The 15,198-nt window shown below is 71.8% G+C and carries 12 protein-coding genes; 6 read left to right on the plus strand and 6 right to left on the minus strand.

Going from position 1 to position 15,198, the window contains the following annotated elements; translation table 11 throughout:
- Positions 1-529: 529 nt before the first annotated feature.
- The 5 genes from pdhA to H4W31_RS08000 all read left to right on the plus strand — a co-directional run bounded on the left by pdhA (position 530) and on the right by H4W31_RS08000 (position 8,046).
- The gene (gene pdhA, locus H4W31_RS07985) at positions 530-1,714 is read left to right on the plus strand and encodes a pyruvate dehydrogenase (acetyl-transferring) E1 component subunit alpha (protein ID WP_192766076.1); all 1,185 of its coding nucleotides are present in this window, start codon (positions 530-532) and stop codon (positions 1,712-1,714) included.
- The gene (locus H4W31_RS07990; RefSeq protein WP_192766077.1) at positions 1,714-2,703 is read left to right on the plus strand and encodes an alpha-ketoacid dehydrogenase subunit beta; all 990 of its coding nucleotides are present in this window, start codon (positions 1,714-1,716) and stop codon (positions 2,701-2,703) included. The genes pdhA and H4W31_RS07990 overlap by 1 nt, the downstream gene beginning before the upstream one ends.
- Positions 2,704-2,708: 5 nt before the next feature.
- Complete coding sequence (locus H4W31_RS07995) at positions 2,709-4,178, plus strand: dihydrolipoamide acetyltransferase family protein (protein ID WP_192766078.1); 1,470 nt, start codon at positions 2,709-2,711, stop codon at positions 4,176-4,178.
- A 245-nt stretch (positions 4,179-4,423) separates the two neighbouring features.
- Positions 4,424-4,555 carry a hypothetical protein gene (locus tag H4W31_RS43675; protein ID WP_264084277.1) on the plus strand — a complete coding sequence of 44 codons (132 nt, stop codon included), beginning with the start codon at positions 4,424-4,426 and terminating at the stop codon, positions 4,553-4,555.
- Between the two features lie 356 nt (positions 4,556-4,911).
- Positions 4,912-8,046 (plus strand): hypothetical protein, encoded by a 3,135-nt coding sequence (locus H4W31_RS08000; protein ID WP_192766079.1) that lies wholly within the window; start codon positions 4,912-4,914, stop codon positions 8,044-8,046.
- Positions 8,047-8,116: 70 nt separating this feature from the next.
- Here H4W31_RS08000 and trhA read toward each other — a convergent pair whose 3' ends face one another.
- The 4 genes from trhA to H4W31_RS08020 form a co-directional block, all read right to left on the minus strand.
- Positions 8,117-8,794 carry a PAQR family membrane homeostasis protein TrhA gene (trhA, locus tag H4W31_RS08005; RefSeq protein ID WP_192766080.1) on the minus strand — a complete coding sequence of 226 codons (678 nt, stop codon included), beginning with the start codon at positions 8,792-8,794 and terminating at the stop codon, positions 8,117-8,119.
- Positions 8,795-8,856: 62 nt separating this feature from the next.
- On the minus strand, positions 8,857-9,558 hold the full coding sequence (locus H4W31_RS08010; protein WP_192766081.1) for a hypothetical protein: 702 nt from the start codon (positions 9,556-9,558) through the stop codon (positions 8,857-8,859).
- A gap of 56 nt (positions 9,559-9,614) precedes the next feature.
- Positions 9,615-11,447 carry an NHL domain-containing thioredoxin family protein gene (locus tag H4W31_RS08015; protein WP_192766082.1) on the minus strand — a complete coding sequence of 611 codons (1,833 nt, stop codon included), beginning with the start codon at positions 11,445-11,447 and terminating at the stop codon, positions 9,615-9,617.
- 163 nt (positions 11,448-11,610) lie between these two features.
- Positions 11,611-11,880, minus strand: coding sequence for a DUF6458 family protein (locus H4W31_RS08020; RefSeq protein WP_192766083.1), 270 nt, complete (start codon positions 11,878-11,880; stop codon positions 11,611-11,613).
- A 262-nt stretch (positions 11,881-12,142) separates the two neighbouring features.
- Here H4W31_RS08020 and H4W31_RS08025 point away from each other — a divergent pair, with 262 nt between their 5' ends.
- The gene (locus H4W31_RS08025; protein ID WP_192771923.1) at positions 12,143-12,745 is read left to right on the plus strand and encodes a SixA phosphatase family protein; all 603 of its coding nucleotides are present in this window, start codon (positions 12,143-12,145) and stop codon (positions 12,743-12,745) included.
- Positions 12,746-12,812: 67 nt separating this feature from the next.
- On the opposite strand, the gene H4W31_RS08030 is transcribed toward H4W31_RS08025, so the two are convergent.
- Both H4W31_RS08030 and H4W31_RS08035 read right to left on the minus strand, forming a co-directional pair.
- Positions 12,813-13,082, minus strand: coding sequence for a DUF6458 family protein (locus H4W31_RS08030; RefSeq protein WP_192766084.1), 270 nt, complete (start codon positions 13,080-13,082; stop codon positions 12,813-12,815).
- A gap of 166 nt (positions 13,083-13,248) precedes the next feature.
- The gene (locus tag H4W31_RS08035) at positions 13,249-15,141 is read right to left on the minus strand and encodes an acyl-CoA dehydrogenase (RefSeq protein ID WP_192766085.1); all 1,893 of its coding nucleotides are present in this window, start codon (positions 15,139-15,141) and stop codon (positions 13,249-13,251) included.
- Positions 15,142-15,198: the final 57 nt, after the last annotated feature.

The raw sequence follows: 15,198 nt of genomic DNA on the forward strand, positions 1-15,198 counted from the left end.
GGTTGGGCACGGAAAACTCCTCGTCATCGGGCGGACAGATCGGTACCGGCGCGCCGGGTGGGGCGGCATCGGCCGAATGGGACCGGGCGGAGACTTGTCTCGACCAGGCGACATTTCCGCTACCTACAGTGATGTAGTGACGGTGAGTTTGCCAGCCTTAGACAGCGTGTCAGCGACGGAGTTTGAGATGTTCGGGTCGCCGTACCCGATCAAATCGGTTTATCTGGTGCGAACCTGGCGGCCAGCCGAATCTGGCGGAGGCCGAACTACAGGTGTGCTGAGCTGCTCTGCGAATATGGAGCCGACGGCAACGCGGCCAGACCCTTCCGCGCACCCCCCTGCGGCAGGCGGGACGCGGTGCCGGCGCTCGGTGGACCAGGATCGGCCAGAATCTGGTCCACGCCGCGTGGCTGCCCCTACCGGGGTCAGGCGCGGCAGCCACCCCCGGTCCGGCACCAGCCGGGCGGGCGCACCAGCTGCGCGGTCGGGACACCCCCGGTGCCGACGCACGAACGACAGGGAGATAGGGATGGCGAAGAGCGATCCTGCGGGTACGACCCGCGGCAGGCGGGCCGGCACCCGGTCCGCACGACCGGGCGGGAAAACCCCGGTAACCGGTGATCTCGTGCAGCTGCTCACTCCGGACGGCGACCGGATCGACCAGGTCACCTGGCACGACGGTACGGAGTACCGGGTCGACTTCACCGACGAGGAGTACCGGAGCCTCTACCGGGACCTCGTCCTGGTCCGCAAGCTGGACGCCGAGGCGACCGCGTTGCAGCGCCAGGGTGAGCTGGGCATCTGGGCCAGCCTGCTCGGCCAGGAGGCCGCCCAGGTCGGTTCGGGGCGGGCCCTGCGCACCCAGGACATGGCCTTCCCGACCTACCGGGAGCACGGCGTGCTCTACTGCCGGGGGATCGACCCGATCATGCCGCTGGGCCTGTTCCGGGGTGTCGACCTCGGTGGTTGGGACCCGAACGAGTTCAAGTTCAACATGTACACGATCGTGATCGGGGCGCAGACCCTGCACGCCACCGGCTACGCCATGGGCGTGAACATGGACGGCAAGACCGGCACCGACGACGGCGAGGCGGTGATCGCCTACTTCGGCGACGGCGCCTCCGCCCAGGGTGACGTGAACGAGGCTTTCATCTGGGCCAGCGTCTTCAACGCCCCGATGGTGTTCTTCTGCCAGAACAACCAGTACGCCATCTCCGAGCCGCTGGAGCGGCAGACCCGGATCCCGCTCTACCAGCGGGCCGCCGGCTTCGGCTTCCCCGGCGTACGGGTGGACGGCAACGACGTGCTGGCGACGTACGCGGTCACCCGGGCGGCACTGGACAACGCGCGTCACGGTCAGGGCCCCACCCTGATCGAGGCGTACACCTACCGGATGGGCGCGCACACCACCACGGACGACCCGACCCGGTACCGGATCGCCAGCGAGGTCGAGGCGTGGCAGGCCAAGGACCCGATCGCGCGGGTACGGACCTTCCTCACCAAGCAGGGCATCGCGGACGACGCGTTCCTCGCCGAGGTGGACGAGCAGGCCAAGCAGGAGGCGCTGCGACTGCGCGAACGGGTGCTGGAGATGCCCGATCCCGAGCCGTTGACGCTGTTCGACAACGTGTTCCCGAACGGCTCGCCGGAGATCGACGCGCAGCGCGAGCTGACCGCCCGGTACATGGACTCGTTCGAGGGGAGCGCGCTCTGATGGCCACCGAAACCCTCACCCTGGGCAAGGCGCTCAACCGTGGCCTCCGCCGCGCGCTGGAGCAGGACCCCAAGGTCATCATCATGGGCGAGGACGTCGGCAAGCTCGGCGGCGTCTTCCGGATCACCGACAGCCTGCAGAAGGACTTCGGCGAGAACCGGGTGATCGACACCCCGCTCGCCGAATCCGGCATCATCGGCACCGCGGTCGGCCTCTCCATCCGGGGCTACCGGCCGATCTGCGAGATCCAGTTCGACGGCTTCGTCTACCCGGCGTACGACCAGATCGTGTCGCAGGTGGCGAAGATGCACTACCGCTCGCAGGGCAAGGTCAAGGTGCCGATCGTCATCCGGATCCCGTTCGGTGGCGGCATCGGCGCGGTGGAGCACCACTCGGAGTCCCCGGAGGCGTACTTCGCGCACACCGCCGGGCTGAAGGTGGTCGCCTGCGCGACGCCGCAGGACGCGTACACGATGATCCAGCAGGCCGTCGCCTCGGACGATCCGATCGTCTTCTTCGAGCCGAAGCGGCGGTACCACGAGAAGGGTCTGGTGGACCTCGACGCGCCGCTCGACGACGCGTACCCGCTGCACGCCGCCCGGGTGGTCCGGCCCGGCCGCGACGCCACACTGCTGGCGTACGGCCCGATGGTGCGGACCGCGCTGGAGGCGGCCGCCGCGGCGGAGGAGGACGGTCGCGACCTGGAGGTCATCGACCTGCGTACCCTCTCCCCGCTCGACCTCGGCGCGGTGTACGAGTCGGTCAAGCGGACCGGCCGGTGCGTGGTGGTGCACGAGGCGCCCGGCAACCTCGGTCTCGGCTCCGAGATCGCGGCCCGGATCACCGAGGAGTGCTTCTACTCGCTGGAGGCACCGGTCCTGCGGGTCACCGGCTTCGACACGCCCTATCCGGCCGCCCGGCTGGAAGAGGACTACCTGCCCAATCTCGACCGGGTGCTCGACGGCGTCGACCGCACCTTCGGTTGGTGAGCGCGATGTCGCGAGTCAGGGAGTTTCCGCTGCCCGACCTCGGGGAGGGGCTGACCGAGGGCGAGATCCTCAAGTGGCTGGTGTCGGTCGGTGACACGGTCGAGCTGAACCAGCCGATCGTCGAGGTGGAGACCGCCAAGGCGGCGGTCGAGATCCCGTCGAAGTGGGGCGGCAAGGTCACCGCGATCTTCCACGAGGAAGGCACGGTGGTCGACGTCGGTATGCCGATCTTCGCCATCGACACCGACCCGGGCGCCGGCGACCTGCCGGTGCCGTCCGCCGCCTCGCTGGCGGCGGTCGAGGTGGCTCCGGCGGAGGGCGCCATCGAACCGGGCCTGATCGGCGGGCCCGCACCGGGCGGCCGGACGGCGGTGCTGGTCGGCTACGGCCCGAAGACCGCTGCCGCGAAGCGCCGCCCCCGCAAGGGCGCCGGGCCGAACGGCACTCCGATGCCCCGGTCCGCACCCACCTCGGTACCGGCGCCCGCGCCGGCTCCGACCCCGGTGCCGGCCGCTCCTCCGGTACCCCGTACGGCCACCGTGCCGTCTCCGGCGCCCGCCGCCGGGTCCGGTACCGGACCCGAGGCGCTGGTACTGGCGAAGCCGCCGGTACGCAAGCTCGCCAAGGATCTCGGGGTGGACCTGCGTACCCTGATCGGGTCCGGCCCGCTGGGCTCGATCACCCGGGACGACGTACACCTGGCTCTGGCCGGGGGCGGGACGGAGGCCGAACCGGCGTCCGCGACCCGGACCACGGCGGGCCCGGTCTTCGGGCCGGACCGGGAGCAGCGGATTCCGGTCAAGGGCGTCCGGAAGCTCACCGCGCAGAACATGGTCGCGTCGGCGTTCAGCGCCCCGCACGTCACCGAGTTCCTGACGGTCGACGTGACGCGGTCGATGAAGGCGCTCGACCGGCTGCGGAAGCGTCGGGAGTGGCAGGACGTCCGGGTCTCCCCGCTGCTGCTGGTCGCCAAGGCGGTGCTGCTCGCGGTCGGCCGGCATCCGATGGTCAACTCGACCTGGGCCGGCGACGAGATCGTGGTCAAGGAGTACGTCAACCTCGGCATCGCGGCGGCGACCGAGCGCGGTCTGATCGTGCCGAACATCAAGGACGCCGGGCGGCTGTCGCTGCGGGAGCTGGCCGACGCGATGACGGCGCTGGTGCAGACCGCGAAGACCGGCCGGACGGCGCCGGCGGACATGTCCGGTGGCACCCTGACCATCACCAACGTCGGCGTCTTCGGCGTCGACACGGGTACCCCGATCCTGCCGCCGGGCGAGTCGGCGATCCTGGCCTTCGGGGCGATCCGGGAGATGCCCTGGGTCCACAAGGGCAAGATCAAGGTTCGTCAGGTGACCACGCTGGGGCTCTCCTTCGACCACCGGATCATCGACGGCGAGCTGGGTTCGAAGTTCCTGCGTGACGTGGGCGACTTCCTGGCCGATCCGGAGGCGGCCCTGCTCGGCTGGACCTGACGTTCGCAACGCTCCACCCGCACTGGCAAAAGGACGCGGCCGGTGTGCTCCGGGTTACTCCCGAGCACACCGGCCGTATCCATCAGGTTACGAAGAACCATCGCCCCGACGACCTCTGGACCTTTGATTCGTAGGCTGGTGTCTCAGCTCACCTAATAATCGGTGGCAGACGATGGCCCGATGCGGTTGAATGGACACATCAGACGGGAAGACAACCGAATAGCCAGGGGGCGTACACCATGAGCATGATCAACCGACTTCGCAACCGACGGGCCAGCGTTCGACGCGCGCGGGCGATCGAGCGGGCACTGCAGGCGACCAGTTCGCCGGCGGTCCGCGACGAGATCCTGATCGCCGCGCAGCGCTACTACGGCTGACCCCCAGCGGAGCCTCCTCACCTCCGCACCAGATCGACGGCCCGCCCGGTCCTCCGGGCGGGCCGTCGGCGTTTCACAGCGCAGGCCACCGGGATTCCGCCCCTGCCACGCCGCCCGGTACGGTGGGGCTCGGTCGTCGCCCGACCAACCGCCCGAGGCGTACCGAGCAGACCCCGTCAGCTCTTACGGTTCCGGACGGCGTCCCCGGCGACCGGCGCTGCCCCCGGGCGGCACCGGCCTGGACCGGTTACCGTGCGGGGAGCTTGCTGAGCCGGTTTCGCGCCGGTACCGCCGACCCTGGCCGGAGGACCGACGCGCGATCGGCGCGGCCGACATGTGATGGAGGAGGCGCGCGCATGACGTCCGAGGATCCGCAGCACCCCGGCCGGTGGCCGGACGAGGCTGCGCCGGGCGCCACAGGCCCAGCCCCGTACGGCAGTCCCACACCGCAGGGCGACGACCGGTTCCCGCCCCAGGGTGCCGGAGCGCCGCCGGCCAACTTCGGATGGGCACCGCCACCATCCGGGCCGGCGGGTGCACCCACCGGCTGGGACGAGCAGCCGGGCGGCCCGGGTGGCGGCCAGGCCGGCGCGCCCGGTTGGGACGAGTCCGGCAACGGGTCGGGCGCACCCCGCCCCCGCCCGGAGACGACGCAGTGGGGCGCACCGCCGGAGGCGCCCACCCAGACCAGGCCGACGCCCCCCGAGGGTGCCGGCTACCCGCCGGAGTGGGGCACCCCTGCGCCGCAGGGCGCCCCGGTCGGCCCTCCGCGCTGGACCGGAGCCGGCCAGTCCACGGACCCGCCCGGCAGCCCGCCCTCGTACCCGGCCCAGTCCGGCACGCCCGGCGGCCAGGAGAACTATCCCGACCAGCACGCCGGGGGTCAGCAGGGCGGCTACCCCGCCCAGCCCGTCGGCGGCCCGCAGGGCGGCTACCCGGCCCAGTCCTCCGGCGGCCCGGCGTACCCCGGTCAGTCCTCCGGCGGCCCGGCGTACCCGTCGGCGGCTCCGGACGGCTCGGCGTACCCCGACCAGGGCGGCGACAATTCCGGCTACCCCCAGGGCAACCGGGGCGGCGGCTTCGCCGACCCCGCACCATGGGGACCGGGCGAGGCGTGGGGCTCCCAGCGACCAGGTCCGGAGTCCGGCCCGCCAGCGGGCGACTATCCGCAGCGGCCGGCCGACTACCCCCCGCAGGCCGAAGCGGGACAGCCGCACGGCGGGGCGCCGCAGGCCGCAGCCTGGGCACCGCAGCCGTCGACCTGGTCCTCGGCCCCGGGATCGAACGCCAGGCCCGGCGCCTTCGAGCCGTCCCGTCCCGAGTTCGACCGGCGGGAGCCCGGCAACCCGACCGACGGTCCGGCCTACCAGCCGCGCCCGGCGCCCGGGTTCTCGCCCGAGAACGCCGTACCGCTGCCGCCGCAGGAGGCCCGGGTACCCGGCGCCAGTCTGGCCGCCGCACCGCCGGCCGACTATCCGCCGCAGTCCCCGCCCGACTACCCGCCGCAGTCCGGGCGCCCGGCACCGGCCGGTTCGCCGGCTCCGGGTGACTATCCGGCCCGGCCCGGCTTCCCGCAGCGGTCCGACTTCCCGGCCGAGGGACGGGACTACGGCTCGCCGTCGGAGGGCCGGGACTACGGCCAACCGTCGGACGGCCGGGACTACGGCTCGCCGTCGGAGGGGCGGGACTACGGCCAACCGTCGGACGGCCGGGACTACGGCTCGCCATCGGACGGCCGCGAGTACGGCCAACCGTCGGACGGGCGGGACTACGGCTCGCCGTCGGAGGGGCGGGACTACGGCCAACCGTCGGACGGCCGGGACTACGGCTCGCCATCGGACGGCCGCGAGTACGGCCAACCGTCGGACGGGCGGGACTACGGCCAACCGTCGGACTACGGCCAGTCGCCCCGGGAGGCGGACGGCTGGACGCCGGGCGGCTTCCCGTCGGGCGCACCCGAGGCGGCACCAGAGTCTCCCGCTCCCGCGCCCGGCGCCATGCCGGTCGTACCGCAGCCACGGGTGCCGACGGACTCCTCCGTGGGCGGCCGGGTGGCCGTACCCGGGGTGGGACGACCGGAGCCGGCTGCCGAGTCGGATCGACCCGTGGGCCGGGCCAGTGCCGCCGTACCGGCCGCCAGTCGGGTCCTGCCGCCGGCCGATCACGTCGGCGCGGCCCCGATTCCGGCACCGCAGCCACGGGTGTACGGCCGGGCCACCCCGGCGGACGAGCCCGAGCAGCCCCGCGCCGCCGAGCCCGGAGCCTGGGAGCCCGATCGACCCGGTGGCGAGAGCGCGCGACAGGCCGGACCGACGGTCTACGGCGCGCCGCCCGCACAGCCGGGACCGGAGAACCACGACGACCGTTTCCCGGATGATCCGCCAGCGACCCGGGTGGCCGTTCCGGGCGCCAGGACGCCCCAGGCAGACGCCCCGAACCGCCCCCAGGCTGCCGGCGGCTCACCCTTCGCCGACCTGATCGATCCCCCGGGGGCCGCACCCGGCTTCGGTCCACCCGACGCCGACCGGTTCGGCGGACCGGCCCCCGGCAACGCCGACCGGTTCGGCGGACCCGCTCCAGCCGAGACCGACCGCTTCGGCGGACCGGCTCCCGGCAACGCCGACCGCTTCGGCGGACCCGGTTCGCCGGACGGCGACCGGTTCGGCGGACCCGCTCCAGCCGACACCGACCGCTTCGGCGGACCGGCTCCCGGCAACGCCGACCGCTTCGGCGGACCCGGTTCGCCGGACGGCGACCGGTTCGGCGGACCGGGCGGGGCCGATCGCGACCGCTTCGGCGGGCCCGGTTCAGCCGACGCGGACCGGTTCGGCGGTAACGGGCCCGGTCAGCCGGACTTCGGCCCGCCGATGCCTGGAGGTGCCGGCGGACCGGGCGGCTTCGGCGCGTCCAACGCTGCGGCACCGGTACCGGCGGCGTACGGGTCGCCGGGAGCAGCTGCGACCTACGGATCGCCCGGAGCCGGCGCGACCTACGGATCGCCCCCCGGAGCGGCCCCGACGACGTTCGGCGCGCCCGGGGGTGCGCCGCCGTACGGATCGCCGTCCCCGTCGGGCCCGAACTGGGGTGGTGGACCGGACGGAGCCGATCAGGGCCGGTTCGACTCGTTCAAGCCGGAGCCGGAGCCGGAGGTCAAGCCCGAGCCCCCGACGCCGCAGGTACGCAACGGCAAGGTGCTGTTCCTGGTGCTGGTCGCCGCGGTCCTGCTGCTGGCGATCCCGCTGGGCACCCTCTGGCTGCTCGGCAAGATCGGGGAAGAGGACGCGGCTCCCCCGTTCAATCCGGCGGTGGGCGCCTGCGTCAAGGACTCCGGCGGGACTCCCGTGATCGCGGACTGCGCGGAGCAGGGCGTGTTCAAGGTGGTCTCCAAGGTGACCGACAAGGCGGAGTGCGCGCCGAACACCCCGCAGACCATCGTCATCCCGGGCCGCAAGGAAGTGCTCTGCCTGGAACCGGCGACCGCCGGTAGCTGAGTCCGGCCGATCCTCGACCAGCGCCCCGTCTCCCGTCCGGGAGGCGGGGCGCTGGTCGTCGCGCGGCGGATCAGACGAAGAGGGCGAAGTAGATCGCCACGTGATGGCAGATTGCCGCGACGAGGGTGCAGGCATGGAACAGTTCGTGGTGGCCGAACACCGTGGGCCACGGGTTGGGCCGACGTAGCGCGTAGCAGACGGCGCCGATGCTGTAGGCCGCTCCTCCGGCGACCAGCAGCGCCAGCACGGGCGCCCCGCCCCGGTCCTGGATGTCCGGCAGCACCGCGACCGCGACCCAGCCCAGCGCGAGGTAGAGGGGCGCGGAGACCCACCGGGGAGCGTGTGGCCAGACCAGCTTCAGCGCCACCCCGGCGACCGCGCCGGACCACACGATCGCCAGGAGTACGGCCGCGCTCCGCGCCGAGAGCAGCAGCAGGCAGAACGGGGTGTACGTACCGGCGATGAACACGAAGATCATCGAGTGGTCGAGCCGGCGCATGGTGCGGTAGCCGCGCTCCGACCAGACCCGGCGGTGGTAGAGGGCACTGGTGCCGAAGAGGCCGCAGACGGTGACGCTGTAGACGATGCAACTGATCAGCGGTGTCCAGCCCGGCCGGGTCGCCGCGATCGAGCAGAGTACGACGCCGGCCGCCACGGCCACGAAGAAGGCGTACGTGTGCAGCCAGCCTCGCATCCGTGGTTTGCCCAGGTCGACGGGGCGGAGCCGGATCGGCGCAGGGGTACTCACCTGGACAGGTTACGACACCGTAGGTTACTCACGGGTAGTGCACTGCGTCACGTCACACCGGTTCAGCCCTCCGCCGACAGCCCCTCGCCGCGTCGGCGCAGCATCGCCAGCCCGGGGATGCCGGCGATGGCGAGCTTCAGGTCCCGGGTCACGTTGAGCAGATCGTGGATGTCCGGCCCGACCCGGTCCAGGGTGGCCAGGATCGGCAGTACGTCCGCGGTGAGGTGCCCGGTCAGCCGGGGCAGTTCGTCGATCAGCCGGATCGCCGCGTCGACCTCCTCCGGGGTGAGCTGCTCGACGAACCGGTTCACCATCGGCGCGCCCTTGCGCAGGGTGCCGGCGTACGCGGCGAGCAGCTCGTCGACGGTGGCCATGGTCCCCTCGGCCCGGGCCATGGTGGCAGCCGCCCGGTCAGCGACCAGTTTCGCGTCGGCGACCACCAGGCCGGCCGACGCCGTGATCCGGGCCGCCTCGTCGATCGGGGCGACCGCTTGGGCGGTGACCGACCGCACCTGCTCGATCGTCTTCTCCGCCGCGTCGACGAGCTGACCGGTTCGGTCCATAGTGGACTCGACTCGTTCGAGGACCGATTCCACCCGGTCCAGCACGGCGCCGATCCGGCGTACCAACGCCTCGGTGCCGTCCAGCACCTCGAAGGCGCGGGCCGGCAGGCCGGCAAGTGTGGTCGCGGCGCCGGAGGCCTGGTCGACGGCGTTCCTGGTGAGGTGGAGCAGGGCCGAGGGGTGCGGGAGGGGGAGTGGCATGCCCGCAATTGTGCGTCGCGCGGCCCAGGACTGCCGGCGAGCCGACCTGGCGGCCCCTAGCTGTCCAGCCCCCGCAGGATGAGCGGCAGCCGATGCACCCCGTCGGACGTGATCCGTACCGGCACTCCCCAGTCCTGCCGGCTGAGGTGGCAGGCGGCGTGCTCGGCCTCGGCATCACAGGTCGCGGCCTGGGCGACCACCTGCAACACCCCGCCGGACACCTGGTCGTTGAGGACCAGGCGGCGGGACAGTTCCGTACCGACGCCGGCGCCGTCGAGCAGCAACTCGGGTGGGGACGCGGAGATCTCCAACCGGGTGGAGGGGCCGAACGACTCGTCCAACTTCTGCCCCGGCGGCGGCTCGAAGATCACGTCCAGGGTCAGCTCGCCGGCGGCGAGATCCGTCGGTGGCCGCTCCGTACGGTGCCGGGTGCCGTCGATCGTGCTGGCCCCGGCCGCCGAGAGGGCACCCGGTGCCAGCCGGGAGAGCCGGTGTGCGGCGGACTCGACCACCAGCACCTCGCCCTCGGCGGTGACCACCACGTCGCTCGGCTCGGCCAGTCCGCCGGCGACCGTCGAGACGGTCCCCGATGCCGGGTCGAACCGCCGCACCGCCCCGTTGTACGTGTCGGCGATCAGCACCGACCCGTCCGGCAGCGCGCCGACGCCCAGCGGGTGCTGCAACAGCGCCTGGTCGGCCGGGCCGTCCACGTGGCCGAAGTCGAACAGCCCCTGCCCGACGGCGGTGTGCAGCGCCCCGTCCTCGACGTACCGCAGCGCGCTGGTCTCGCTGTCGGCGACCCAGAGCCGGCGACCGTCGCCGGAGACCGAGAGCCCGGACGGCTGGGCCATCCAGACGTCCGGCAGCGGACCGTCCCGCAGCGCCTCGACGGTGGTGCCGGCGTAGATTCCGGCGGTCCGCTTGATCGGGTCGAACCACCACAACTGGTGGATCCCGGCCATCGCGATGACGATCCTGTCCTCGTACCAGGCCAGGTCCCATGGCGAGGAGAGGTCGATGGAGCGGGCGTCGTGGGCGTGGTCGTCCACCGTCGAGCGCCACTGCCGACCCGTACCCGCGACGGTGGTCACCTCACCGGTCTCCAGCCGTACGCCCCGGAGCAGGTGGTTGACGGTGTCCGCCACGACGATGTCGTACCCGGCGACCTCGGCCGCGTGCCGGGGCAGCCGGCACACGCCCTGCGGCTCGGCGAACCGGGCGCTGTCGGCGGGGCCGTCGGCCCGGCCCCGGATCCCGGCGCCGATCCGCCGCAGCACCGTCTCGCCGTCCGAGTCGAGTTCGACCAGGGAGTGTCGGGCCGAGTCCGACACCAGCAGGCGACCGTCGTCCAGCGCGATCGCCTTGCCGGGGAAGCGCAGCGGGGTCTCCGGCTCGGCCGGCGGGACGTACGGGCCGTCGCCCCGGTGCAGGGTGCCCTTGGCCTCGTGGCTGGCGATCAGCTCGTCGAGCAGCCGGGACAGCCCTTCGGCGTGCCCCTCGCCCGCCATCGACGCGACGACGTAGCCCTCCGGGTCGATCACGTTCAGCGTCGGCCACGCCTTGGCCGCGTACTGCTGCCAGGTGGCCATCTCCACGTCGTCCAGCACCGGGTGGGTGACCCCGTACCGCTCGACGGCGGCGGCGAGCGCGTCCGGGTCCCGCTCGTGCTCGAACTTCGGTGAGTGGACCCCGATCACGACCAGCGCGTCGCCGTACTTCTCCTCCAGCGGGCGCAGTTCGTCCAGCACGTGCAGGCAGTTGATACAGCAAAAAGTCCAAAAGTCCAGCAAAATGACTTTTCCGCGCAAATCAGCGAGGCTGAGGTCCCGCCCGCCGGTGTTGAGCCAGCCCCGGCCCCGGAACTCTGGTGCGCGTACCCGTGCGGTCATGGGCCCATATTGCAGGACCCGGAGGCGGTCCGCCCCGCGACCCCGGCCAGAGGTCGCCCCGGACACCCCGGCGCCGTTCCGACGCCTCGGCCTCGCCCGGGACGCTGCGGTCGACCCGGGCGGACCTGCCGCGCCGGGCCGCCTCTGGCCGGATGACTCCCGCTCAGAGCGGACGGCCGGGGCGACGTACCTCGCGGTACTCCTCGACGACCTGCTCCTCCCGACTCGGCACGACCCTCGGGTCGGCCACCGGGGTGACAACCGTACGGCGACGGCCACGCCAGAGGTAGGCGGTCATGATCAGGCCGACCACGCCGGCGAGCATCAGCACCCAGCCAACGACGCTGAGGTTGAGCCAGCCCATCTCGACGTCCACCGCGAACGCGAGGATCGCGCCCAGTGCAATGAGGAAGATGCTTCCACCGATGCCCACTTTGTCGTCCTCCTAGGCTCTCGACCCGGCTTGCGCCAGTGCCGCCCACCAGTGAGGTCGCGGCACACATCGACATACCCAGGCGTTTCAAATCCGAATCAGGCAAGCTGGTTGGCGACGTCGCGATCGGCCGGGTCCGGGGGTCGGCGGTCAGCGGCAACACCGGCGCCCAGCACGGAAGACGCCCCGAGCGACGCGGAGGAGTGGGATCGACGTGACGGATACCAGTGGGACCGGCCCGATCGGGGCCGGTGGACGGCCGATGGCACCGAGGCGGGTACTCGTGCTGCTCCGGCACGCCAAGGCCGAGCGACCGACCGGCGGACCGGACGCCGAGCGACCGTTGACCGCCCGGGGGCACGCGGACGCCGCCGCCGCCGGCGCCTGGCTGGATCACGGCGGCTACCTGCCGACCGTCGTCTTCTGCTCCCCGGCCAAACGCACCCGACAGACCTGGCACGACGCCGCCCTCGGGATGGCCGCGCCGCCGACCCGGCCGGCCCGCGCCGCCAGTCCGGCGTCGGATGGACCCACCGGCACGGTACGCAGCTCCGTGGCGACGCCGCCGGCCGCCACGGGTACCCGGGCCGGCGTACCGGCCGTCCGCTACGACCAGCGGATCTACCACGGGTACGCGACGGACCTGCTCGACCTCGTCCGCTCCACCGATCCGGACGCCACGACGCTGCTGCTGATCGGGCACAACCCGACCATCTCGGAGCTGTCCACTCTGCTCGATCCGGTGCACGCCGACCCGGACGGGCTGCGTACCAGCGGAATCGTCGTACACGGGATCGACGGCGAGTGGGCGGGCGTACGCGAGCAGGCCGGCCCGATCGTGAAGTGGCACACCGCCCGCGGCTGACCGCCCCGTCACCGCGGTCAGCCCGGCCTGATCCGGTCGGGCCGGATCAGGCCGGGAAGTCCCTGGATCAGCTCGGTGGGGCGCTCGGTGGCGGTGGATCCGGTGGCGGCGGCATCATCGCCGTCGGATGCGACAGTCGGTTCTCCTCGACGATCAGCGTCCGGGCGCGCTTCTTGCGGTCCTGCCAGTACCAGAGGGTGGTTGCCACCACTCCGAGCCCGGCCAGGATGAAGACCCAGCCGACCGCGCGCAGGTCGAGCCACCAGATGTTCGCTCTGATCGCGAACGTCAGGATGGCTCCCAACGTAATGAGGAAAATTCCCGTACCAAGGCCCATGTCCGCTGCACTCCCCCGTGCGATGGGTCGTGGGCTTTCATGACAAATCAGGTCAAACTGCTCCTAGCACCGCCTCAACAATAACGCGGCGGCCGGCGAGCAACAGCTTCGCCGGCCGCCTGTCGAGCGGGGATCGCCGCCAGTGGCGCGCGGGATCGCCGAAAGGTCAGAAGACGTCCTCGGCCAGCTCCATCAACTCGAGGTCGGCGTTCTCGACGATCCTGCGGTCGGCGCCGATCCGGGGCAGAACCTCGCGGGCGAAGAACCGGGCGGCGGCCAGTTTTCCGGTGTAGAACGCCTTGTCCGCGTCGGACACCTCGGCACTCAACGCCCGCAGCGCCACCTCGGCCTGCCGCTGCAACAGCCAGCCGACGACCAGGTCGCCGACCGCCAACAGGAAGCGGCGACTGGTCAGCCCGATCTTGTACATCACGCGCGGATCGTCACCCTGGGCCTCCATGAGCCACCCGGTCATGGTGCCGAGCATGCTCTGCACCTCGCCGAGCGCCCGGCCCAGGGCCAGCCGCTCCTCCTTGAGCTGGCCGTCGACCGGCTCGGCGGACACCGTGGGCACCGGGTGGGAACCGCCCCCGGACTCGACGAACCCCTGGATCTCGGCGGCCACGGCCATCAGGCTCGTACCCCGGTCCCGGACGATCTTCCGGAAGAACAGGTCGAGGCTCTGGATCGCCGTCGTTCCCTCGTACAGGGTGTCGATCTTCGCGTCCCGGACGTACTGCTCCAACGGGTAGTCCTGGAGGAAACCGGAGCCGCCGAACGTCTGCAACGACTCGTGCCCGAGCAGCTCGTACGCCCGCTCCGAGCCGACTCCCTTGACCAGGGGCAGCAACAGGTCGTTCACACCCTTGGCGAGCCTGACGGTCGACTCGTCACCGGCCGCCTCGGCCAGGTTGATCCGGTCCTGCCAGGTCGCGGTGTAGCAGACCAGCGCGCGCAGGCCCTCGGCGTACGCCTTCTGCAGCATCAGCGATCGGCGTACGTCCGGATGGTGGGTGATGGGCACCCGGGGGGCGTTCTTGTCGGTGGACCGGAGCAGGTCTGCACCCTGCACCCGGTTCTTCGCGTACTCCAGTGCGTTCAGGTAGCCGGTGGAGAGCGTCGCGATGGCCTTCGTGCCGACCATCATCCGGGCGTACTCGATGATCAGGAACATCTGCCGGATGCCGTCGTGTACGTCGCCCAGCAGCCAGCCCTTGGCCGGAACGCCGTGCTCGCCGAAGGTCATCTCGCAGGTGTTCGAGACCTTGAGGCCCATCTTGTGTTCGAGGTTCGTCGCGTAGGCGCCGTTGCGCTCGCCCAGCTCGCCGGTCTCGGAGTCGAAGTGGAACTTGGGGACCACGAACAGCGACAGACCCTTGGTACCCGGGCCGCCGGCACCCTCCACCCCGACCGGTCGGGCCAGGACATAGTGGATGATGTTCTCGGTCAGGTCGTGCTCACCGCTGGTGATGAACCGCTTGACGCCCTCGATGTGCCAGGAGCCGTCCGGCTGGGGAATCGCCCGGGTCCGCCCCGCGCCCACGTCCGAGCCGGCATCGGGTTCGGTGAGCACCATCGTGGAGGCCCACTGCTTCTCGACGAAGAGTTCGGCCCACTTCTTCTGCTGTTCCGTTCCCTCGCGGTAGAGGGTGTGCGCGAACGACGGGCCGCCGGCGTACATCCACAGCGGCGCGTTGGCGCCGAGGATCAGCTCGGCGGCCGACCACCACAGGGCGCGCGGGGCGAAGGTCCCGTCCAGCTCGGCCGGCAGGTCCATCCGCCAGAATTCCGAGGCCATCAGGGTCCGGTAGGACTTCTTGAACGCCTCCGGCAGCGCTGCGGTGTGGGCGGCCGGGTCGAACACCGGTGGATTGCGGTCGCTCTCGGCGTAGCTGGCCGCGAGGTCCTCGCGGGCCAGTCGGTCGACCTCGGCCAGGACGCTCCGAGCGGTGCCGGCGTCCAGTTCGGAGTACGGACCGATGCCGAACGTCTGGTCCGCGCCGAAGACCTCGAAGAGGTTGAACTCGAGGTCGCGCCGATTGCTCCTGTAGTGGGTCATTTGCCCCCCGCTCCCGAGTACAGGTTACCCAGCAGTAACACGGGCTATATTACTCGC

The sequence above is a fragment of the Plantactinospora soyae genome, assembly GCF_014874095.1.
GTDB classification, from domain to species: Bacteria; Actinomycetota; Actinomycetes; order Mycobacteriales; family Micromonosporaceae; genus Plantactinospora; species Plantactinospora soyae.